At 69.0% G+C, this 24,959-nt stretch carries 1 protein-coding gene (running past one end of the window); it reads right to left on the reverse strand.

From position 1 onward, the window contains the following. Window positions 1-24,959: the 3' portion of a non-ribosomal peptide synthase/polyketide synthase gene (locus tag RBB84_RS13410; RefSeq protein ID WP_350246167.1), read on the reverse strand. The gene runs 4,627 nt beyond the window's last position; the window shows 24,959 of its 29,586 coding nt (coding positions 4,628-29,586); its start codon lies beyond the right edge, outside the window; its stop codon occupies window positions 1-3.

Here is a 24,959-nt window from a genome sequence, read left to right on the forward strand (position 1 = left end):
TCAGTCCAGGTCAGCGAGCCGGTACAGGCGGTGTGCCGCGCCCCACTCCTCGAGCAACCCGTCGGGGGCGTCGTCCACCACGACGACGGCCGCGAGGTCCTCGAGCGACCCGGGTTCGAGCGTGCTCAGCGACGCCTCGGGCAGGTGCACGTGGGTGACCCACTCGTTGTAGAGCACGCTGTCCAGTGCCGTACCCGACGACGCGCCCTCGGGCACGACCACCACGACGGCACCGGTCGCCGTGACGACCAGCGGTTCGAGCGCCACCGCCTCGATCTCGACACCGCCCACCGCGAGGCTGCGCGACTCGTAGGTCAGTTCGTACCGATCCCGCAGCGTGCCGATCCTCTCGACCAGTTCGACGTTCGTGAACGTACGCGAGGGCAGCACGAGCGCCGGGTCCGCCGAGCCGACCGGACGCAACCGGTCGGCGTAGGTCACCGGATCCGCCGTCTGCGCAGCCAGCTCGTCCCGCACACCGGGCTCGTCGACGACCAGCCAGCCGTCCGTACCGTTCGCCGCGGTACCGGCGACCGTCAGTCCCAGAGCGGCTCCGGCGGGCAGCTGCCCGTCGACGCGGGTGGGATCGACCGGTGCGATCGCGGCACCGGTCTTGACCACCGCCCACTGGGCGACCACGGACTCCACCGAGCGTGGGATCGCGACCGCGACCACATCGCCGGTGCCGAGGCCGCGGCCGATGAGCAGCCGAGCCAGGCGGGACGACCGTGCGTCGAGTTCCCGGTAGGCGATCTCCGTCCCCTCACCGCCGATCTCCGGATCGGCCGGGAGCGAGAGCGCCGGCGCCGCCGGATCCTCCTCGACCACCTCGGCGAAGACAGTGGCCAGCGTCCGCGCGCCGGTGTCCACCGCCGCGGTGGACGGTCCGGACTCGGCGACGATACGGGCGAGTTCCTCTGCATCGACGAGGTCGATGTCGCCGACCGCCGACTCCGGATCGGCGGCGAACGCGTCGAGCACGCGCACCAGCCGCTCCGAGATGTTCCTGACCTCCGGCTCGGCGAAGAACCGCTCCAGGTACTTGAAGGTCAGGTCGATCTGCGTGTCGGCGACCGTCATGAGGGTGATCGGGTAGTGAGTGGCGTCCTTCACTGCCACTCCGGTGATCGTCATCCCGTCGATCGATCCGGCCGCCTCGGCCAGGGATTCCCGGTCGACGGGGTACGACTCGAAGACCACCAACGAGTCGAATGCGACCGAGGTCCCGAGCCGCCGTTCGATGTCGGACAGCCCGACGTAGTGGTGATCGAGCAGTTCTGCCTGCTCGCTCTGCAGTCGTCGCAGCAGCGCCGAAACCTGCTCGTCCGGATCGACCTTCACGCGAACGGGCAGCGTGTTGATGAACAGACCGACCATCGACTCGACTTCGGCCAGGTCGGCCGGACGTCCCGACACGGTCGCACCGAACACCACGTCGTCGTTGCCGACGGTCCGCCCGAGGAGAACGCCCCACGCCGCCTGGACGAGGGTGTTCACCGTGATCCCGAGTTGCGCCGCGAGCGCACTCAGGCGAGCGGTGAGATCGGCGTCGACGAGGACCGAGACCTTGGAGATCGTGTCGTTCTCCGGATCCCGGACCGTCGGCGCGACGACGGTCGGATCTCCCACTCCTTCGAGGGCCCCGGCCCAGACGTCGAGCGACCGTTCCTGGTCCTGCTCGGCGAGCCATCCGAGGAAGTCCCGGTAGGAACGCACCGGCGGCAGCGCAGCGAAGTCTCCCCGGAGCACGTACAGGGCCATGAGGTCCTGCATGAGCAGTGGCATCGACCAGCCGTCCAGCAGGATGTGGTGCGCGGTGACCGCGAGGTGGTACCGGCTCGGCGCCGACTTCACCAGCAGGAACCGCATCAACGGTGCCGTGGCCATGTCGAACCGCCGGGACTGCTCGTCGGCGAACGCCGAGGCGAGTTCGCGTTCCCTGCGCTCTTCCGCGACGTCGCTCAGATCCAGCGTCCGCCACGGAAGCTCGATCCGGCCGACGACGAGCTGGAGCGAATCTCCGTCCTCGTCGGTGACGAAGGCGGCGCGCAGGTTCGGATACCGGTCGAGCAGTGCCTGCCCCGCCACCTGCAACCGCTCGGGGTCGACCTCGCCTTTGAGGTCGAGCACGGCCTGCATGGTGTAGACATCCATCCGCTCGTCGATCGTCAGCGACGCGTGGAACAACAGCCCCGACTGCAGCGGCGACAGGGACCACACGTCCGTCAACGACGGATAGCGCTGCTCCCACGACTCGATCTCGTTCTGGGTGAGATCGACGAGCGGCAGATCGGACGGGGTGAGACCCCCGGCATCCGACGACCCCGCATGCTGCGCGAGCGCCTCGAGAGCCTCGGTCCAGTGCCGGCCGAATTCGTCGGCGTCCGCACGCTCGATCAGGTCCGCCGCGAATTCGATGCGCACCTCCAGCCTTGCATCGTCGCCTCCGGACACGGACGCGCGGAGGTCGAGATCGGCCCCGGTGAGCGAGCCCGTTACCGGAAGGAGGTCACCGAGTTCGTCGGTCGGCGTCCAGCCGGTTTCACCTTCGAGAACATCCGACGGCGTCCGGCCCAGGTAGCCGAAGCCGACCTGCGGCGCTCGCCCCGTCGAGCCCAGGCGCACCGACGACTCCGGATCCAGATGACGCAACAGACCGAAGCCCACGCCGCTGTCCGGCAGCGCCAGCAACTGCTCCTTCACGGCCTTGACGGCACGTGCCATCGCAGTACCGCCGGCGAACGCCTCGTCGACGTCGATCCCGGCAAGATCCAGCCGCACCGGATAGGCACTGGTGAAGCAACCGACGGTGCGTGACAGATCCGCGCCCGGGAGCACGGACTCCTCACGACCGTGATCCTCGATCCTCACCAGCGCCGACGACGACTGCACACCGCGGTCCCGCCGCCACCGCACCAGCGCCAGACCGAGGGTGGCGACCAAACCGTCCTCGACCTCACCGCGGAACAGCGCCGGCACCGAATTCAGTACCGCGTCGGTGTGATTCGCGGACAGGGAGATGCGGACGTGGTCACGCGCGCTCGCCGGGCCCACGACGGACTCCGCCGGGAGAACGGCCGGCTCGGCGAGCGCGTCGTCGAGCATCCGCTCCCACATCGGCAGCTCGTCGCGCCGCGCGGAAGCGGCCTCGACGAGTCCGTGCGTCCACCGCCGCAACGACGTGCCGACCGGCTCGAGGCTCGGCGCCTCCCCGGCGGAAATCTGCTTCCAGGCCCGCGCGAGGTCGGTGAGCAGGATGCGCCACGATTCCTCGTCGACCGCGAAACGATGGGCCAGGATCGCGAGCACACCCGGTCGGGCCGTACCGAAGTCGAGCCAGACGAACCGGACCGCGCAGCCCTTCGACACGTCCACCCGGTCGAGGGCGGCATCGACGGCGTCCTTCACGACGCGCGCCTGCTCCGGCTCGGCGAGCTCACCGGCGACCTCCACCCGCTCCAGGATCGCGGCCGGGTCGACGGTGCCCGCTGCCCGGACCCGCAGGACGGGTTCTCCGGCCATACCGAGGTCGAGGACCATGCGTAGCGCGTCGTGATGGTCGATCACAGCACCGACGGCTCGCTCGAGCCCCGCGCGTTCGACGTCGCGCGGCAATGTCACGGCGACGGCCTGCACGAGACGTTCGGCAGGTTCGGACCGCTCGAGAACGTCCCGTACGACCGGTGTCGGCGGGAGTTCGCCGACACCACCGCCCGGAAGTTCGGTAGGCCGCAGCACACCGCTCTCGACCCTCGTCGCCACCTCGGCGAGTCCGGCCACCGTGCGGCGTTCGAACACGTCACGCGGAGTGAACGCGACGCCCCGGGCCTTCGCCCGCGACACCAACTGGATCGAGACGATGCTGTCACCACCGAGCGCGAAGAAGTCGTCGTCGGCACCGATCTTGTCGGCTCCGAGGACATCCGCGAACACGTCGGCGACGATCTGCTCGATCTCACCGGTGGGGGCCCGGAACTCCGTCGCCTCGAAGACCGGTTCGGGCAGAGCCCTGCGATCGAGCTTGCCGTTGGCGTTGAGCGGCAACGCGTCGAGCACCACGAACGCGGACGGCACCATGTACGACGGAAGTGTCCGGCCGAGTTCGACGATCATCGCGTCGGTGTCGACGTCGGCATCCTTGTGCCCGACGACGTACGCGACCACGCGCGGACCGACGAGCGCATCCTCGCGGACGAGGACCGCCGCGTCGCGCACCGCGCTCAGGCGTCGCACGGCCGCTTCGATCTCGCCGAGTTCGATGCGGAACCCGCGCACCTTCACCTGGAAGTCGGTGCGACCCAGGTACTCCAATTCACCGTCCGCCGACCACTTCACGAGGTCACCGGTCCGGTACAGGCGTTCGCCCCGGCCCCACGGGGAGGCGACGAACCGCTCGGCGCTCAGATCGGGACGCTCGTGGTAGCCCCGTGCGAGCTGCTCACCCGCGAGGTACAGCTCACCCGGCACACCGACCGGCACCACACGCAACCGGTCGTCGAGGACGTACACGCGCGTGTTCCATTGCGGGGACCCGATGGGCACGCTCACGACGTCGTCCCCGTCGACGGTGTGGTTGGTCACCGACACCGCCGCCTCGGTCGGGCCGTACAGGTTGTCGAGGCGCGCCGGATTCTCCGTCGCGAACCGCGCGGCGGTCGTGGCCGGCAGCGCTTCACCGATGGCGAGCACCCGGCGCAGCGATCCCGTCAGAGGACCTCCGACCGAGGCCATGAGCGCGTCCAGCATCGACGGCACCACATGCAGTGTGGTGACCGACTCGGACACCATCAGGCGATGCAGGTACTCGGGGTCGCGGTGACCGTCGGCAGACGCGATCACCACGCGGCCGCCGGAGACGAGCGCGGACCAGAATTCCCACACCGACAGGTCGAACGTCGCAGCGGTCTTCAGCAACAGCGCGTCGTCCGGCCCGAGGTCGTATTCCGTCCGCTTCCAGAGCATCTGGTTCACGATCGCCCGGTGCGGGACCGCAACGCCCTTCGGACGGCCCGTCGAGCCGGACGTGAAGATGACGTAGGCGGTGTGCTCCGGACGCAGCGGGGCGAGCCGATCCGCATCCGTGACCGGGGCGTCGGCATGTCCGTCGAGATCGACGGTATCGATCTCGACGATCGTCGAGGACGGGGCGAACGCCGAGCCGACGTCGTCGCGGGAGGTGGCGAGTACCGCGACCGGTTTCGCCACCGACAGGATGTACCCGGTGCGTTCTGCCGGCTGGTCCGGGTCCAGCGGGACGTAGGCACCACCGGCCTTCGCCACCGCGTACATACCGATGAGCAACTCGACCGATCGGCGCATTGCCAGCGCAACCGTGGTCTCGGGGCCGACGCCCAGCGAAACGAGGTGCCGCGCAAGGCGATTGACGCGTCCGTCGAATTCTCCGTAGGACAACGACGAGGATTCGGACACGAGCGCCGGCGCCGCCGGGTCCCGGCGAACCTGTTCGTCGAACAGATCGACGAGGGTGAGTGCCGTATCCGTCGGATGCAGGGTGTCGTTCCACTCCTCGACGATCCGGAGCCGTTCGGCGTCGTCCAGGATCTCGAGATCACCGACCGGCAGTGAAGGCTCGGCGACGATCGCCTCGAGCAGACCGACGAAGCGTCGTGCGATGCCCTGCACGGTGGCCTCGTCGAACAGATCGGTGGCGTAGGTCAGCACGTTGTCGATGCCGGCCGGGGCGCCGCTCTCGTCGTACCGGTCGGTGGCGACGAGATGCAGATCGAACTGCGAGGTCTGCAGGTCTGCATCGACTCCCGCGACGGTCAGACCCGGCAGTTCCAGGCTGGTCGCCGCGAGGTTCTGGAACGACAGGCCGACCTGGAACAGCGGATGCCGCGCCGTGGAGCGCTCGGGTTCGAGAACATCGACGAGCCGTTCGAACGGGACGTCGGCGTTCGCGAACGCCTGCAGGTCGCGCTCCCGCGCCTGATCGACGAGGGCGGTGAAGGGCAGGTCTCCGTCCACGGTCGAGCGGAACACCAGCGTGTTGACGAACATGCCGACGAGGTCGTCGAGTTCGCGACGACCTCGCCCGGCGATCGGCGTGCCGATGGCGATGTCGTCCGTTCCCGACAACCTGGCGAGGAGGACGGCGAACGCTGCGTGCACAGCCATGAACAACGTCGCGCCTCTGCCTCGCGCGAGTGCGACCAGCTCGCGGTGCAGCTCTGCGTCGATCCTGAAGTCGACCTTGCCGCCCGCGTAGGACTGCACGGCCGGCCGCGGCCGGTCGCTCGGCAGGTCGAGCTGGTCCGGCAGGCCGCTGAGGGTGTGCTTCCAGAACTCGATCTGCTTGGCGGCGAGCGATTCCGGGTCGTTCTCGTCGCCGAGGTACCTGCGCTGCCAGATCGCGTAGTCGGCGTACTGCACGGGGAGCGGAGCCCAGTCCGGCGCTCGTCCCGTGGATCGGGCGGCATAGGCGGTGACGAGGTCGCGGGTGAGCGGCCCCATCGACGATCCGTCCGCCGAGATGTGGTGCACCACGAACGCGAGGATCAGTTCGTCGTCTCCCACGCTCAGCAACCTGACGCGGACGGGAGCCTCGGAGGTGACGTCGAACGACGTGTACGCGAGTTCGCGCACGAGGTCCGGGACGCGATCCCAGGTAGTAACGACCGGATCGAGATCGGGCACCACAGTGGCGGTGGGGAGCACGATCTGAACGGCACCGTCCTCCGTCTCCGGGTACGCGGTGCGCAGCACCTCGTGCCGTTCGAGGACGTCGCGAATCGCGGCCTGCAATGCCGGGATGTCGAGGGTGCCCGACAACCGCAGCGCCATCGGCAGGTTGTAGGCGGCCGATTCAGGATCGAAACGGTTCAGGAACCACATGCGCTGCTGCGCCAGCGACAACGGCACCCGGCCGGGACGCTCCACCTTCACCAACGGGACGGCCCCACCGGAACCGGCGTGCTGCTCCACGTGCGCGGCCAGTGCCTCGACACCGGAATCCTCGAAGAGCGCTCGCACCGGAATCTGGGTATCGAGCGCGGAACCCAGCCGCGAGACGAGCTGCGTCGCGATCAGCGAATTGCCGCCGAGTGCGAAGAAGTCGTCGTCGAGACCCACCCGCTCGACGCCGAGGACGTCGGCGAACGTCGACGCCACGATCTCCTCGATCGGAGTTCTCGGCGCCCGGAACTCACGTACCTCGAAGGTGGGAGTGGGCAGTGCCCTGCGGTCGAGCTTGCCCGAGGTGTTGAGAGGGAACTCGTCGAGGACGACCACGGCAGCGGGCACCATGTACGACGGCAGCGCCCCCGAGACGAATTCGACGAGTTCGCCGGTGTCGACATCTCGTCCCGGCACCGGGACCACATACCCGGCGAGCTGATCGCCGGTCGGGGTCTGCGCAACGAGAACGGCGGCCTGGTTCACGGATTCGTGTGCCAGCAGCGCCGTTTCGATCTCACCGAGTTCGATGCGCTGGCCACGGAACTTGACCTGGAAGTCGGTGCGTCCGATGTATTCGAGTTCTCCGGAGGAGTTCCAGGTGACCAGGTCTCCGGTGCGGTACATGCGGTCGCCGGCCTCGCCGAACGGGTTCGCGACGAACCGGTCGGAGGTGAGATCGGGGCGACGGACGTAGCCGCGTGCGAGCTGGACGCCCGCGAGATACAGCTCACCCGGGACACCCACCGGAACCGGCCGCAGACGCCCGTCGAGCACGTAGGCACGCACGTTCCACTCGGGCACACCGATCGGCACCACGTCGACCGCTCCGGTCGCCGGCGCCTGCCAGTAGGTCGCGGAGACCGCGGCCTCGGTCGGCCCGTACAGGTTGTCGATGTCCGCGGAGCTGATCCGGCGCACCCCGTCGATCGTCTCCGGCGGTAGGGCCTCACCGATGACGAAGATGTCGCGCAGTGTGCGGCACTCGTCCGCGTCGGCGTGTGCCGCGAAGACGGTGAGCATCGACGGAACGAAGTCCGTGATGGTGACCTTCTCGCGGGCGATGACCTCCGACAGGTAGGCGGGATCACGGTGCCCGTCGGGGGTGGCGATCACGAGCTTCGCACCGACACTCAGCGGCATGAAGAAGCCCCACAACGACACGTCGAAGGTCGTCGCGGTCTTCTGGAAGTACACGTCCTCCGAGGTCATCTCGAATTCGTGCAGCATCCACTCGGTCTGGTTGACGATCGCCCGATGCGTCACCGCGACGCCCTTCGGCCGGCCGGTGGAGCCGGAGGTGAAGATCGCGTAGGCGGTGTTGTCGGGCCGCAGGATTCCGCGACGCTCGTCGTCGCGGATCGGCGCGGCGGAGACGTCCGCGAGGTCGAGGCGATCGATCTCGATCGCCTGAACGTCGATTCCCGAGGGCACCTCGAACTCGTCGCGAGCGGTGGTCACGATGCACACCGGGTCGGCGGTGTCGAGGATGTGGCGGGTGCGATCGGCCGGATGATCCGGGTCGATCGGAACCCAGGCACCACCCGCGCGCACGATGGCGTACATACCGACGAGCAGTTCGGTCGAGCGCCTGACCGCGAGACCGACCAGCGATTCCGGTCCGACACCCCGGTCGATGAGGTGCCGGGCGAGGCGATTGACCTGGGCGTCGAACTCGGCGTAGGTGAGCTGCTCTCCCTCGTAGACGAGCGCGACCGCGTCCGGTGTGCGTTCGACCTGGCCGTCGAAACGCGAAGTGAGCAGTGCGTTCTCGTCCAACCGGTGATCCGAGTCGTTCCACACGCGCAGGATCCGGTCGAGTTCGTCCTCACCGAGGAGTGCGATCTCACCGACCGGCAGTTCCGGCCGGGCAGCCATCGATTCGAGGGCACGCACGAAACGCTGCACCAGCGTCTCGGCCTGTTCGCGATCGAACAGTGCCCGCTGGTAACGCAGTTCGACGTCGAGACCGGCGCGCAGGTGCACGAACAGGCTCAGCGGGTAGTGCGTCGCATCGTGGGTGCCCACGCCGGTCACGGCCATGCCGTCGATCGACGCCGACTGCTCCGCGAGTGCTGCCTCGTCGAGCGGGTACGACTCGAACACTGTGAGGGTGTCGAAGCCGACGGTCGGACCCGTCGCGGACTGGATCTCGGTGAGTCCGAGATGGTGGTGACCGAGCAGTGCGGCCTGCTCGCCCTGCAGGCGTTCGAGGAACGCCGAGACGGGCTCGTCCGGATCGAAGGCGACCCGCACGGGCAGCGTGTTGATGAACAGGCCGACCATCGACTCCACACCGGGCAGGTCGGCGGGGCGACCCGAGACCGTAGCGCCGAAGACGACGTCCTCGGCACCGGTGAGGCGGCCGAGCAGCACGCCCCAGGCGGCCTGCACGAGCGTGTTCACCGTGACACCGAGGCGCGCGGCGGCGCCGCTGACGGCGGTCAGTCGCTCGGCGTCGAGTTCGACCTTCACCCGGTCGTCGCCCTGCAGTCCGGGATGGCGTGGGGTCTGCGGGGCGAGCAGCGTCGGCTCCTCGAAGCCGGCGAAGGTCTGCGCCCACGCCTCACGCGAGGATTCGCGGTCGCGGGCGGTGACCCATTCGAGGAAGGAGCGGTACGAGCGCACCCGCGGCAGCAGGGACACCTCTCCCCTCGTCGCGTACAGGGCCATGAGGTCCTGCATGAGCAGTGGCATCGACCAGCCGTCGACCAGCACGTGGTGGGTGGTCACGCCGAGCTGGTAGCGGCCGTCGCCGAGGTGCACGAGGACGAACCGCATGAGCGGTCCGGTGTCCATGACGAAGCGGCGTGCCTCCTCGTCCTTCCAGAACGGCACCGTGGCGGTGACGCCGTCCGCGGCGACCTCGGCGGACAGGTCGACGGTGCGCCACGGCACCTGCACGTCGTCGAGGACGAGCTGCACCGAGTCGCCGTCGGCGTCGGTCACGAAGACCGTCCGCAGGTTGGCGTGCCGGTCGAGCAGTGCCTGCGCGGCGCGGTGGAGCCGCTCGGGATCCACCTCTCCCTCGAGATCGAGGACGGCCTGCATCGTGTAGACGTCGACGTCGTCCTCGCCGGTCATCAACGCGTGGAAGAGCAGACCGGACTGCAGCGGCGACAGCGGCCACACGTCCGCCAGCGACGGGTAGCGCACGTGCCAGCGGTCGAGATCGGCCTGCGTGACCGACACGAGCGGCACGTCGGAGGGTGTGAGCCCACCGGCGGCGGGGTCGGCGGCGTGGGTGACGAGCGCCGCGAGGGCGGCCCGCCAATGCTGCACGAACTCGTCGACGTCCTCGCGGTCGAGCAGACCCGCCGGGAAGGCGATGTTCGCGCCGAGCTGCGGGCCGTCCGCGCCGTCGTTGACGATCGCGTTGATGTCGATCGCCGCGCTCGCGGGCATGTCGGCGTCGAGAGCGGCGTCGACGCGTCCCAGCGCGTCGGTCGGGGCCCAGCCGATCTCGGCGAGTTCCTCCGGCACGTCCGCGGAGGACACGCGACCGAGGTAGTTGAAGCTGATCTGCGGTGAGCGTGCGACGGCGGCGAGTCGTGCCGACGATTCCGGATCGAGGTAGCGCAGCAGACCGAAGCCCATGCCCTTGTCCGGAATGGCCAGCAGCTGTTCCTTGACGGCCTTGACCGCCGCACCCATCGCGGCTCCACCGGCGAAGGCGTCGTCGACGTCCACACTGGCGAGGTCGACCCGCACCGGGTAGGCGCTGGTGAACCAGCCGACCGTCCGGGACAGGTCGGCGCCCGGCACCACGGATTCCTCACGGCCGTGACCCTCGAACTTCACGAGGGCGGAGGAGGATTCGATGCCGCGGTCGCGGCGCCAGCTCACGAGTGCCAGTCCGAGCGCGGCCACCAGACCGTCGGCGACACCGCCGCGGAACAGGGCCGGCACCGTGGTGAGCAGTGCATCGGTCTGCGCGGCGTCGAGATTCATCTCGATGCGTTCGACGGTGGAGGTGACGTCGACGGCGGGGTCGAAGGGACGCTCGCCGAGCAGCGGGTCCGGTCCCTCGAGGATCCGTTCCCACAGCGGCAGTTCCGACCGGCGCTGTGCCGCGGCATCCACGAGGCCGTGGGCCCAGCGGCGCAACGACGTCCCGACGGCCTCGAGCCGCGGCTGCTCACCGGAGACGATCTGCCCCCAGGCCAGACCGAGATCCGGCAGCAGGATGCGCCACGACACGCCGTCCATCACCAGGTGGTGGGCGACGACGAGGAGCACGCCGCGACGTTCGGCCGAGCCGAAGTCGAACCACACGAATCGCAGCACCGAACCGGCGAACGGGTCGAGTGCTCCGAGCGCCGAATCGAGTTCGCGGGAGGCGATCTCGGTGAGCTCGGCGTCGTCGACGTCGGCCGCGACCTCGACCCGCGACAGCAGGGCGTCCGGGTCCACGGTGCTCGCGGAGCGGACCCGCAGGGTCACCTCTCCGTCGGCATCGCGTTCGAGGATCGAGCGCAGCGCGTCGTGATGGTCGACGACCGCACCGATGGTGCGGGTCAGCACGTCCCGGTCGATGTCGGCCGGGAGGGTTACGGCGACGGTCTGCGAGAAGCGGTCGAAGCCGCCGGGCCAGCCGAGGACCTCGCGCATGATCGGGGTGAGCGGCACGTCGCCGACACCGCCGCCGGGGAGTTCCTCGAGTCGCTTCGCCTGCGTCTCGTCGGCGCGGGTGGCGACCTCGGCGAGGCCCGCCACCGAACGACGCTCGAAGACGTCGCGCGGCGTGAAGACCACGCCCCGCGCCTTCGCCCGCGACACCAACTGGATCGACACGATGCTGTCGCCACCGAGCGCGAAGAACGACTCGTCGACACTCACCTTGTCCAGATGCAGAACCTCCGCGAACACCTCCGCAATGATCTGCTCGACCTCGCTCTCCGCAGCCCGGTACTCGCGCTCCTCGATCACCGGCTCCGGCAGAGCATCACGATCGAGCTTGCCCACCGGCGTCAGCGGCACCTCGTCGAGCACCACGATCGCCGACGGCACCATGTGCGGCGGCAGCGAGCGCGCCACGAACTCCGTCACCTGTGCGGTGTCGATCGTGCGGCCGCGGACGGGCAGCACGTAGGACACGAGGACGGTCGCGCCGGATGGGGTGGACCGCCCCACCGTCGTCGCCCAGTTCACCGACTCGTGTGCACTGAGGACGGCGTCGATCTCCCCGAGTTCGATGCGGAAACCGCGCACCTTGACCTGGAAGTCGCTGCGGCCGACGAACTCGATCTCGAGCCGGTCCTCGACGGGCCGCCACCGGACGACGTCGCCGGTGCGGTACATGCGGTCGCCGGGTTCGCCGTAGGGGTTGGGGACGAACCGCTCGGCGGTCAGCGCGTTGCGGCGGTGGTATCCGCGGGCGAGTGCCCGGCCGGCCACGTAGAGCTCACCCGCCATACCGGCGGCCACGGGACGCAGACGCGAGTCGAGCACGAGGGCCGTCATGCCCACGATGGGTTCGCCGATGGTGATCGGACGTCCGGGTTCCATCTCGCCGAAGGTCGACACGATGGTCGCCTCGGTCGGGCCGTACGCGTTGACGTAGGTGGTGCGCTGCGACCATTCGGCCAGCAGTTCCGGCGTCGTCACGTCGCCACCGACGGAGAGCACTTCGAAGCTGTCGATGCCCGTGGAGTCCATCGTGCCGAGCACCGCCGGCGTGATGATCGTGTGCGTCACGCGCTCGGTCTTCAGCAGCTCGGCGAGATCCGGACCGCCGATGATCCTGGCGGGCACGATCACGAGCGTCGCGCCGAATGCGAAGGCCGCCATCCACTCGAGCACCGACGGGTCGAAGCTCGGCGAGCAGATCTGCAGGAACCGCGATTCGGAGGTCACCCCGTACAGATCGGTGACCATGTCCTTCAGGCCCGCCAGACCCGTGTGCGTGACGACGACGCCCTTGGGCTTGCCGGTCGACCCCGAGGTGTAGATCAGGTAGGCGGGGTGGTGGACCCGGATCGGGCGTACCCGGTCGGCGTCGGTGATCGGTGCGGCGGAGCGGGATTCGACGTCCGCGGCGAACGCCGGGTCGTCGAGCAGCAGCCATTCCGCGTCGTCGGGCAGTCCGCCGACGAACTCGGACGACGTGATGCCCAGGGTGGCCCCGGAGTCGTCGAGCATGTAGCGCACGCGGTCGGCCGGATAGGTCGGGTCGACGGGGACGTGCGCCGCACCGGACTTGGCCACGGCCATGACGGTGACCGTCATGTCGTACGAGCGCGGGAACGACACGGCCACGAAGTTCTCCGGGCCGATGCCGCGATCGATCAGCACCCGCGCGAGCTTCGACGAGGTCTCGTCGAGTTCGCGGTAGGTGATCGACCGTCCTTCGTACCGCACCGCGACGGCGTCGGGATCCATCGCGACGCCGCGCGTGAGGAACTCGGCGAGGGTGCTCGGTTCGGTGATGACGTCGTGTCCGCGCATCGCCGTGAGCTGCGCGAACTCGTCGTCGGCGAGCAGCGGCAGGTCGCCGACCGGTGCGCGGTCGTCCGTGAGGATGCCGCCGACCAGTCGCGTGAACCGTTCGGCGAAACGCTGGACCGTGCTCTCGTCGAAGAGCGCACTGGCATACGAGAACTCGGCGGACAGGCCGGCGGGCGCGCCGGATCCGTCGATGTGTTCGCGCAGGGTCAGGCCCAGGTCGAACTTCGCGGTGTCGACCTCGAACGGGACGCCGGAGACGGTGAGCTCGGGCAGTTCCAGGGCGGTCTCGGGCAGGTTCTCGAACGACAGGACCACCTGGAACAGCGGGTGGCGTGCCGTCGACCGCTCGGGGTTGAGGATCTCCACGAGCCGCTCGAACGGAATGTCGGCATGGGCGAACGCCTCGAGGTCGGCCTCGCGCACCCGTGCGAGCAGGTCGGAGAAGCCCTCACCCGTGTCCACCCGGCTGCGCAGCACGAGCGTGTTGACGAACATGCCGATCAGGTCGTCGACCTCGGCCTCACCGCGACCCGCGATGGGGGTGCCGATCGCGACGTCGTCGGTGTCGGCCATCCGCGCGAGGAACACCGCGAGCGCGGTGTGCACGACCATGAACATCGTCGTGCCGGTCCGCCGCGCGAGCGCCGCGAGACCGCGGTGCGTGTCGGCGTCGAGGAGGAAGTCGACCTTGCCGCCGGCGAAGGACTGCACCGCGGGACGCGGCCGGTCCATCGGCAGGTTCAGCTCGTCCGGGAGTCCGGCGAGGGTGTGCTTCCAGAAGTCGGCCTGCGCCGCGAGCAGACTCGCGGCATCGTCCTCGTCGCCGAGCACGTCGCGCTGCCAGATCGCGAAGTCGGCGTACTGCACGGGCAGCGGTGCCCAGCCGGGAGCCTCGCCCTCGGCGCGGGACATGTAGGCCGTCATGACGTCGCGGGTCAGCGGCGAGATGGACCAGCCGTCGGCGCTGATGTGGTGGACGACGAAGACGAGCACGTGATCGCGCTCGGAGAGCTCGAACAGTCGTGCGCGCAGCGGGATCTCGGTGGTGACGTCGAACCCGCGGGAGACGACCGCCGTCACCTTCTGCAGCAGGTCGTCCTCGGTGGCCGATTCGACGTCGATGTCGGGTGCGGCCTCCGCGACCGGGAGGATCAGCTGGTAGGGCTGCCCGTCGATCTCGGGATAGATGGTGCGGAGCACCTCGTGCCGGGCGAGCAGATCCTGGACCGCTACCTGCAGCGCACCGAGGTCGAGTGCCCCGGTCAGGCGGACCGCGACCGGGATGTTGTTGACCGACGACTCGGTGTCGAAGCGGTTGAGGAACCACATGCGCTGTTGCGCGAGCGACAGCGGCACACGCTCGGGCCGCGGCTGCGGCACCAGCGGCGGACGTGCCGCCGCACCGGTGTGCTGCTCGGCCGCGACGGCGAGCGCCGCGACACTGGGGGCCTCGAACAGCACGCGCACGGGGACGCGGGTGTCGAGTGCCGCGCCGATCCGCGAGACGACCTGGGTGGCGAGCAGCGAGTTGCCGCCGAGTTCGAAGAAGTCGTCGTCCACACCCACTCGGGTGAGGCCGAGGACGTCGGCGAACACGCCGGCGACGATCTCCTCGACCGGGGTGCTCGGAGCGCGGAATTCGCGGGTCTCGAAGACCGGTTCGGGCAGGGCCCTGCGGTCGAGCTTGCCGTTGACGTTCAGCGGCAGCGCGTCGAGCATCACGAACGCCGAGGGCACCATGTACGACGGCACCCGGGTGCCGAGCGCGGACCTGATCGACTCGATGTCCGCCTGCGCACCGTCCGCGGGCACGACGTAGGCGACCAATTGGGTGCCGACCCGCTCGTCCTCCCGGGCGATGACCGCGACGTCACGCAGCGCATCCATCGCACGCAGGGCAGATTCGATCTCGCCGAGCTCGATGCGGAAACCACGCACCTTCACCTGGAAGTCGGTGCGCGACAGGTAATCCAACTGCCCCTCGCGGGTCCACCGCACCAGGTCACCCGTGCGGTACAAGCGTGCTCCGTCACCGAACGGCGAGGCGACGAACCGCTCCGCGCTCAGATCCGGGCGCCCGAAGTAACCGCGCGCCAACTGTGTGCCCGCGAGGTAGAGCTCACCGGCGACACCGGCCGGCACCGGATGCAAACGCTCGTCGAGCACGTAGACACGGGTGTTCCACTCGGGCACACCGATCGGCACCGACGCCCCCGAGGTATCGGTGACATCACCGGCGGTGACGGACACCGCGGCCTCGGTCGGGCCGTACAGGTTCACGAGCCGCGCCCGGTTGTGGGTCAGGAACCGCTGGGCGGTCGCCGGCGGCAGCGCTTCGCCGATGGCGAGGATGTGGCGCAGCGAGGGGGCCAGCACTCCGTCGGCGTCGACCATCAATGCTTCGAGCATCGACGGCACCACGTGCAGGGTCGTGACCGACTGCTCCGTCAGCAACCGGTTCAGATAGGCCGGATCGCGATGACCGTCGGCCGACGCGATGACCACACGCCCACCGGACACCAGAGCCGACCAGAACTCCCACACCGACAGGTCGAAGGTCGCCACCGTCTTCAACAACACCGCATCATCGGTACCGAGCTCGAAATGCTCACGCTTCCACAGCAACTGGTTGACGATCGCCGCATGCGGCACCGCCACACCCTTCGGCCGGCCCGTCGAACCCGACGTGAAGATCACATACGCCGTGTTCGACGCACGCAACGGCGCAATCCGCTCGGTGTCGGTCACCGGCGCCGCGGACAGCTCGGACAGATCCAGGCTGTCGAGGAACAGGGTGGAGACAGACTTCTCCCCCGGCGCCGTGAATTCGTCGTGTTCGGTCGACAGGATCACCACGGGAGCAGCGGTGTCGAGGATGTAGGCGTTGCGCTCGTCCGGCTGATCCGGATCGACCGGCACGTAGACGCCACCGGCCTTGACGACCGCGTACATGCCGACCAGCAATTCGACCGAGCGGCGCATCGCCAGCGCCACCGTCGACTCCGGACCCACGCCCAACGAGACCAGTTTGCGTGCAAGGCGATTCACCCGAGCATCGAACTCGGCATAGGTCAGCGACTCGCCCTCGAACACCAACGCCGTCGCATCCGGCACCCGCGAGACCTGCTCGTCGAACAGATCCACCAGGGTCGCCGAGGCGGTGGGGTGCACGGTGTCGTTCCATGCCTCGAGCACTCGCGCGGTTTCGACGGTGTCGAGGAGGGGCAGATCGCCGACCGGCAGGGCCGGGTCGTCGACCACGGCGTCGAGCACGCGGATGAACCGGGCGGCGAACTCCGCGACCGTCGATTCGTCGAACAGATCGGTCGCGTAGGTGAAGTAGCCGGTGATGCCCGTGGGCGTGCCGTCCTCGCTGTAGCGATCGGTGACGATCAGGTGCAGGTCGAACTGCGAGATCTCCATGTCGGTGTCGAGACCGGAGATGGTGAGACCGGGGAGTTCGAGTGCGGCCTGCGCGAGGTTCTGGAACGACAGACCCACCTGGAACAGCGGGTGCCGTGCCGTGGACCGCGCGGGGTTGAGCACCTCGACGAGCCGCTCGAACGGCACGTCGGCGTTCGCGAACGCGCCGAGGTCGGCCTCACGGGTACGTCCCAGCAGTTCGGTGAACGACGCGTCCGAATCGACGTGGGTCCGGAACACCAGCGTGTTGACGAACATGCCGATCAGGTCGTCGAGCTCGCGCTCGCCACGACCGGCCATCGGCGTGCCGATCGCGATGTCGTCGCTCGAGGACATGCGTGCGAGGAACACCGCGAGTGCGGTGTGCAGCACCATGAACATCGTGGTGTTCGTGCGCCGGCCGAGGTCGGCGAGGCGCCGGTGGAGTTCGGCCTCGACCGTGAAGTCGACGCGGCCGCCCCGGAACGACTGGACCGCGGGACGCGGCCGGTCGCTCGGGAGATCGAGCTGGTCGGGCAGGCCGGCGAGAGCGTGCTTCCAGTACTCGACCTGCTTGGCGGCGAGCGATTCGGGATCGTCCTCGTCGCCGAGCACCTCGCGCTGCCAGATGGCGAAGTCGGCGTACTGCACCGAGAGCGGCTCCCACGCGGGGGTGTCGCCCTGCGATCGCGCGACGTAGGCCGTCATGAGGTCGCGCGTGAGCGGACCCATCGACGAGCCGTCGGCGGAGATGTGGTGGACCACGAAGGCGAGGACGTAGTCGGATTCGCGGACCCGGAACAGTCGCGCGCTCAGCGGCACAGCCGTGGTGACGTCGAAGATCGTCGCCGCGAGTTCCTGGACGGCGGCGACGATGTCCGCCTCCGGCACGTCCACCGGGGTGAGGTCGGGAACCGCCTGCGCGGCCGGAACGATGACCTGGACGGGACCGTCCCCGGTCTCCGGATAGAAGGTGCGCAGCGATTCGTGACGGGCCACGAGGTCGCCGACGGCGGCCTGCAGCGCGTCGACATCGAGATCGCCGGTGAGCCGGATCGCGATCGGCACGTTGTAGGCCGACGATTCGGTGTCGAAGCGGTTGAGGAACCACATGCGCTGCTGCGCGAGCGACAGAGGCACGCGCTCGGGCCGCTCGACGGCTTCGAGAGGCCGGCGGTCGTCGCCGCGCTGCGACTCGACCGCACCGGCGAGCGATTCGACGGTGGTGTTCTCGAAGAGGGCGCGCACCGGAACCTTCGCACCGAGCGCGGCTCCGAGGCGGGAGGCCACCTGGGTGGCGAGCAGCGAGTTGCCGCCGAGTTCGAAGAAGTCGTCGTCGAGGCCGACCCGTTCGACGCCGAGCACCTCGGCGAAGACCGCGGCGACGGCCTGCTCGGCCGGTGTGACGGGGGTCCGGAACTCGCGGGTCTCGAAGACCGGCTCGGGCAGGGCCCTGCGGTCGAGCTTGCCGTTGACGTTCAGCGGCAGCGCGTCGAGCGTCACGAACGCCGAGGGCACCATGTACGACGGCACCTGCGTCGCCAGGTCGCTCCTGACCGTCGCCGCGTCGAGGGTGTTGTTCTCGGCGGGAACGACGTACGCGACCAGCTGGGTGCCGACCCGCTCGTCCTCCCGGGCGATGACCGCGACGTCACGCAGCGCATCCATCGCACGCAGGGCGGATTCGATCTCGCCGAGCTCGATGCGGAAACCACGCACCTTCACCTGGAAGTCGGTGCGCGACAGGTAGTCCAGCTGCCCATCGCGGGTCCACCGCACCAGATCGCCCGTGCGGTACAAGCGTTCTCCGTCACCGAACGGTGAGGCGACGAACCGCTCCGCGCTCAGATCGGGTCGATCAAAGTAGCCGCGTGCGAGCTGCGCACCGGCGAGGTAGAGCTCACCGGCGACACCGGCCGGCACCGGATGCAGACGCTCGTCGAGCACGTAGACACGGGTGTTCCACTCGGGCACACCGATCGGCACCGACGCCCCCGAGGTATCGGTGACGTCACCGGCGGTGACGGACACCGCGGCCTCGGTCGGGCCGTACAGGTTCACCAACCGGGCGGCGTTGTGCTCGACGAACCGCTTCGCGGTGGCCGGCGGGAGGGCCTCACCGATGGCCAGTACCTGCCGCAGGGACGGCGTGAGGGTGCCGCCCGCGTCGACCATCAGAGCCTCGAGCATCGACGGCACCACGTGCAGGGTCGTGACCGACTGCTCCGTCAGCAACCGGTTCAGATAGGCCGGATCGCGATGACCGTCGGCCGACGCGATGACCACACGGCCACCGGAGACCAGAGCGGACCAGAACTCCCACACCGACAGGTCGAAGGTCGCCACCGTCTTCAACAGCACCGCATCATCGGTACCGAGCTCGAAATGCTCACGCTTCCACAGCAACTGGTTGACGATCGCCGCATGCGGCACCGCCACACCCTTCGGCCGGCCCGTCGAACCCGACGTGAAGATCACATACGCCGTGTTCGTCGCACGCAACGGCGCAATCCGCTCGGTGTCGGTCACCGGCGCCGCGGACAGCTCGGACAGATCCAGGCTGTCGAGCAGCAGGATGGGGACAGACTTCTCCCCCGGTGCCGTGAACTCGTCGCGTTCGGTGGACAGGATCACCACCGGAGCAGCCGTGTCGAGAATGTACGCATTGCGATCGTCCGGCTGATCCGGATCCACCGGCACATACACGCCACCGGCCTTGACCACCGCATACATACCGACCAGCAACTCGACCGAGCGACGCATCGCCAACGCCACCGTCGACTCCGGACCCACACCCAGCGAGACCAGTTTGCGTGCAAGGCGATTCACCCGAGCATCGAACTCGGCATAGGTCAGCGACTCACCCTCGAACACCAATGCCGTTGCATCCGGCACCCGCGAGACCTGCTCGTCGAACAGATCCACCAGGGTCGACGCCTGCTCGACCACGCGGTCGGTGGCGTTCCACGACTCGAGGATCTCGACCCGTTCGGATCCGTCGAGCATGTCGATGTCGCCGACGGCCGTGGTCGGGTCGGCGACGATCGCCTCGACGACCCGCACGAAACGCTGCGCGAAGCCCTCGACCGTCGACTCGTCGAACAGATCGGTCGCGTACGTGAAGGTGGCGTCGATGACGTCAGGTGCACCGTCGTCGTCGTAGTGGTCGAACACCGTGAGCTGCAGGTCGGTCTTCGCAAGCTGCAACTCGAAATCGGTGGAGCTCACCGTCAGACCGGGCAGTTCGAGCTGGGTACGCGCCAGGTTCTGGAACGACAGACCCACCTGGAAGAGCGGGTTGCGGGCGGTCGAGCGCACGGGGTTCAGCACTTCCACCAGGCGTTCGAACGGCACGTCGGCGTTCGCGAAGGCACCGAGGTCGGTCTCGCGGGTGCCTTCGAGGAGTCGTTCGAAGGACTGTGCCGGGTCGACGTCGCTGCGGAAGACCAGCGTGTTGACGAACATGCCGATCAGGTCGTCGAGCTCGCGCTCGCCACGACCGGCGATCGGGGTGCCGATCGCGATGTCGCGGGTGCCCGAGAGCCGTGCCAGCAAGGTCGCGAAGGCCGCGTTGACGACCATGAACAGCGTCGCGTTCTTCGATCGCGCGAGTTCCTGCAGGCCGCGGTGCAGTTCAGGTGAGATCGTGAGCTGCAACGATTCGCCGCGGAAGCTCTGACTCGGCGGACGCGGGCGGTCGGACGGGAGGTCGAGTTGGTCGGGCAGGCCGGCGAGGGCCTGCTTCCAGTACTCGACCTGCTTGGCGGCCAGCGATTCCGGATCGTCCTCGCTGCCGAGCACCTCGCGCTGCCACAGCGCGTAGTCGGCGTACTGCACGGGCAGCGGTTCCCATGCCGGGGCGTCCCCGTGGGAGCGCGCTGCATAGGCCGTCATCAGGTCGCGGGTGAGCGGGCCGACCGACGCACCGTCGGCCGACACATGGTGCACGACCAGCGCGAGGATGTGCTCGTCGTCGCTGACGCGGAAGATGCGCACCGCGACTGGCACCTCGGAGGTCACGTCGAAGGTCGTCGACATGAAGGCGACGATCTCGGGTTCGAGTTCGGCCTCCGCGACCTCGCGCACGACGAGTTCGGGCAGCGCACCGTCGAGCGGGAGCACCACCTGGTGCGGGCCCTCCGGCGAGTCCGGGTAGATGGTGCGGAGCGATTCGTGTCGCGCGATGACGTCGCGTGCTGCCGCGCGGAGCGCCTCGACATCGAGGGTGCCGACGAGCCGCACGGCGATCGGGATGTTGTCGACCGCGGAGGACGCCGTGTCGAACTGGTTGAGGAACCAGTAGCGCTGCTGCGCGAGCGACAACGGCACCCGGTCAGGTCGTTCGGTGGCGACGAGGGGCCGGCGCGGACCGCCGGAGACCCCGCGTTCGAGGCGTGCTGCAAGCTCTTCCACGGTGGAGGCCTCGAACAGCAAGCGCAGCGGAACGGTGGCGTTCAGCGCGGCACCGATGCGGGAGACCACCTGGGTGGCGATGAGCGAGTTGCCGCCCAGCGCGAAGAAGTCGTCGTCGAGGCCGACGCGGTCGACACCGAGGACCTCGGAGTAGATCGACGCCACGACCTGCTCGGTGGAGGTGGTGGGAGCGCGGAACTCCTTGACCTCGAAGACCGGGTCGGGCAGTGCCTTGCGGTCGAGCTTGCCGGACGCACCGAGCGGCATGGCGTCGAGGAGCACGTAGGTGGCGGGCACCATGTAGGCCGGTAACTGCGCGGACAGTGCCGCACCAGCCGCCACCTGATCGAAGGTCGCACCGGCCTGCGGGACGACGTAGGCGACGAGCTGGTCCTGACGGACGAGCACGACGGCCTGGTCGACCTCGTCGAGGACGAGCAGCGCGGTCTCGATCTCGCCGAGTTCGATGCGCAGACCGCGGAGCTTGACCTGGAAGTCGGTGCGGCCGATGTAGTCGAGCTCGCCGGCGCCCTCCGTCCAGCGCACGAGGTCGCCGGTGCGGTACAGCCGCTCACCGTCGCCGAACGGCGAGGCGACGAAGCGTTCGGCCGTGAGGTCGGGGCGCTGCATGTACCCGCGGGCGAGCTGAGCTCCCGCGAGATAGAGCTCTCCCGCGACCCCCACGGGCACGGGCGCGAGACGCTCGTCGAGGACGTAGACGCGGGTGTTCCACACGGGGGCGCCGATCGGCACGGAGACCGTGTCGGCGTCGGTGGCCTCGTGGTAGGTCACGTCCACGGCTGCCTCGGTGGGGCCGTAGAGGTTGTGCAGGCCGGCATCGGACAACAGTGCCCGCGTGCGTGCGGCCAGTGCGGGCGGGAGCGCCTCACCGGAGGCGAAGACGTGACGGAGCGAAGTGAGTTCGTCGGCCGACGCTTCGGCGACGAACACCGCCAGCATCGACGGCACGAAGTGCACGACGGTCACGCCGCGCCGCTCGATCACCGAGGCCAGGTACCGCGGATCGCGGTGACCGTCCGGCACGGCGACCACCAGTCGGGCACCGATCTGCAAGGGCCAGAAGAACTCCCACACCGACACATCGAAGGTGAACGGGGTCTTCTGCAGCACCACGTCGGCGCCGGTGAGCGGGTATTCGTGCTGCATCCAGCGCAGGCGGTTGACGATCGCGCCGTGCGGCACCGCCACACCCTTCGGGCGCCCGGTGGACCCGGACGTGAAGATGACGTAGGCGGTGTTCGACGCCCGCAGCGGAGACGTCCGCTCGGCGTCGGTGACCGGCCCGGACGCCGTCGCGGACAGGTCGAGGGTGTCGACGAGCAGGCTCGGGACGGACCTCTCCCCCGGTACGCGGAATCCGTCGCGTTCGGTGCTCAGCACCACCACGGGCGCGGCGATGTCGAGGATGTACCCGTTGCGATCCTCGGGCTGATCCGGATCGATCGGCACGTAGGCACCACCGGCCGTAACGACCGCGTACATACCGACGAGCAGATCCAGCGAGCGGCGCATCGCCAGACCCACCCGCGCGTCGGGACCGACACCGAGCGAGATCAGATGCCGCGCAAGACGGTTCACGCGCTCCGAGAACTCGCCGTAGGTCAGCGACTCGCCCTCGAACTCCACCGCGACCGCATCCGGCGACCGCCGGACCTGCTCGGCGAACAGATCCACGAGGGTCGAGGTGTCGTCGAGCGCGCGGCCGGTGTCGTTCCACTGCTCGAGGACCTGCACGCGTTCGGCATCGTCGAGCAGGTCGACATCACCGATAGCGACGGAGAGATCACCGGTGACCGCATCGAGGAGACGGACGAAGCGCTCGGCGACGCGCTCGACCGTGCGGGTGTCGAACAGATCGGTGGCGTAGGCCAAGCCCACCGAGTACTCGGCGGCACCGGTCGCGGTCGGCGTCTCGGTGACGACGAACTGGAGGTCGAACTTGGCGGTCGCGATGTCGAGGTCGACGGCCTCGACGGTCAGCCGCGGAAGTTCGAGGGAGCCGGTCTCGAGGTTCTGGAACGACAACATCACCTGGAACAGCGGGTGACGCGCGGTGGAGCGCTCGGGGTCGATGATCTCGACGAGTCGTTCGAACGGCAGGTCGGCGTGGCCGAACGCCTCGAGGTCGGCGCCGCGCACCCGGCCGAGCACCTGCTCGAACGACTCGCCGCCCTCGACCCGGGTGCGCAGCACGAGGGTGTTGACGAACATGCCCACCAGATCGTCGAGCGCCGCGTCGCCACGACCGGCCACCGGAGTACCGATCGCGATGTCGTCGGTGCCCGACAGACGCGCCAGCAGCACCGCCAGCGCGGCGTGCACCACCATGAACGGGGTCGCGTTGCGTTCGCGGGCGAGCGTGACGATGCGGTCGTGCAGCGTCTCGTCGATGGTGAACTCGTGCAGGGCACCACGATTGGTGGCGACGGCGGGGCGCGGGCGGTCGGCCGGCAGGTCGAGCTGCTCGGGCAGACCCTCAAGCGTGTCCCGCCAGAAACCGACCTGCGAGGAGATGACCGACTCCGGATCGTCCTCCGAGCCGAGCACCTCCCGCTGCCAGATCGCGAAGTCGGCGTACTGGACCGGCAGCGGCTCCCATCCCGGCTCGCCGCCGGCGGCGCGGGCCGCGTAGGCCGAGACGATGTCGCGAGTGAGCGGGCCCATCGAGAAGCCGTCGGCGGCGATGTGGTGCACGACCAGCGCGAGCACGTGTTCGGTCGCCGACACCGCGAACAGTTGCGTCCGGAAGGGTGCCTGGGTGGAGACGTCGAAGCCGGACGAGACGAGATCGGTGATGCTCTGCACCAGCTGCGTCTCGGTGACGTCGACCGGCGTGAGGTCGGGTTCGACCTCGGACACCGGCAGCACCTGCTGGTAGCCCACACCGTCGACGTCCGGGTAGATCGTCCGCAGCGACTCGTGCCGGCCGAGCACGTCGACCACCGCGGAGCGCAGCGCCTCGACGTCCAGGGCGCCGGTCAACCGGATCGCCCCGGGGATGTTGTTGACGGCCGATTCCGGTTCGAAGCGGTTGAGGAACCACATGCGCTGCTGCGCGAGCGACAGTGGGACCCGCTCGGGACGTTCCTGTGCGACGAGCGGCGTGCGGCCCTGGGCCTCGCTCTGCTCGACGCGGGCGGCGAGAGCGGCTACGCCGGGCGCCTCGAACAGGACACGAACGGGCACAACGGTTCCCAGTTCGGAACCGAGGCGCGCGACGACCTGCGTCGCGATGAGCGAGTTGCCGCCGAGGGCGAAGAAGTCGTCGTCGAGCCCGACACGGTCGACACCGAGGACGTCGGCGAACACGCCGGCGACGACCTCCTCGACCGGGGTCGTGGGTGCACGGAAGCCGCGAGCCTCGAAGACCGGGTCGGGCAGCGCCTTCCGGTCGACCTTGCCCGAGCTGCCGAGCGGCATCTCGTCGAGGACCACGAACTGCGACGGCACCATGTAGGCCGGGAGCACCGCGCTCAGCGCGGCCTGCGCGGCGTCGCGGTCGAAGGTCGTGTTCGGGGCCGGGACCACGTAGGCGACGAGCTGATCGCGGCGCACCTGCGCGGCGGCCTGCGACACCCCGGTGTGGTCGAGCAGCGCGGTCTCGATCTCCCCGAGCTCGATACGCAGACCGCGGAGCTTGACCTGGAAGTCGGTGCGGCCGAGGTACTCGAGATCTCCGCTGCGGTCGTTGCTCCAGCGCACGAGGTCGCCCGTGCGGTACAGACGTTCACCCTCGCCGAAGGGCGAGGCGACGAAACGCT

Source organism: Rhodococcus sp. D-6, from assembly GCF_040256695.1.
Taxonomy (GTDB): Bacteria; Actinomycetota; Actinomycetes; order Mycobacteriales; family Mycobacteriaceae; genus Rhodococcus; species Rhodococcus pyridinivorans.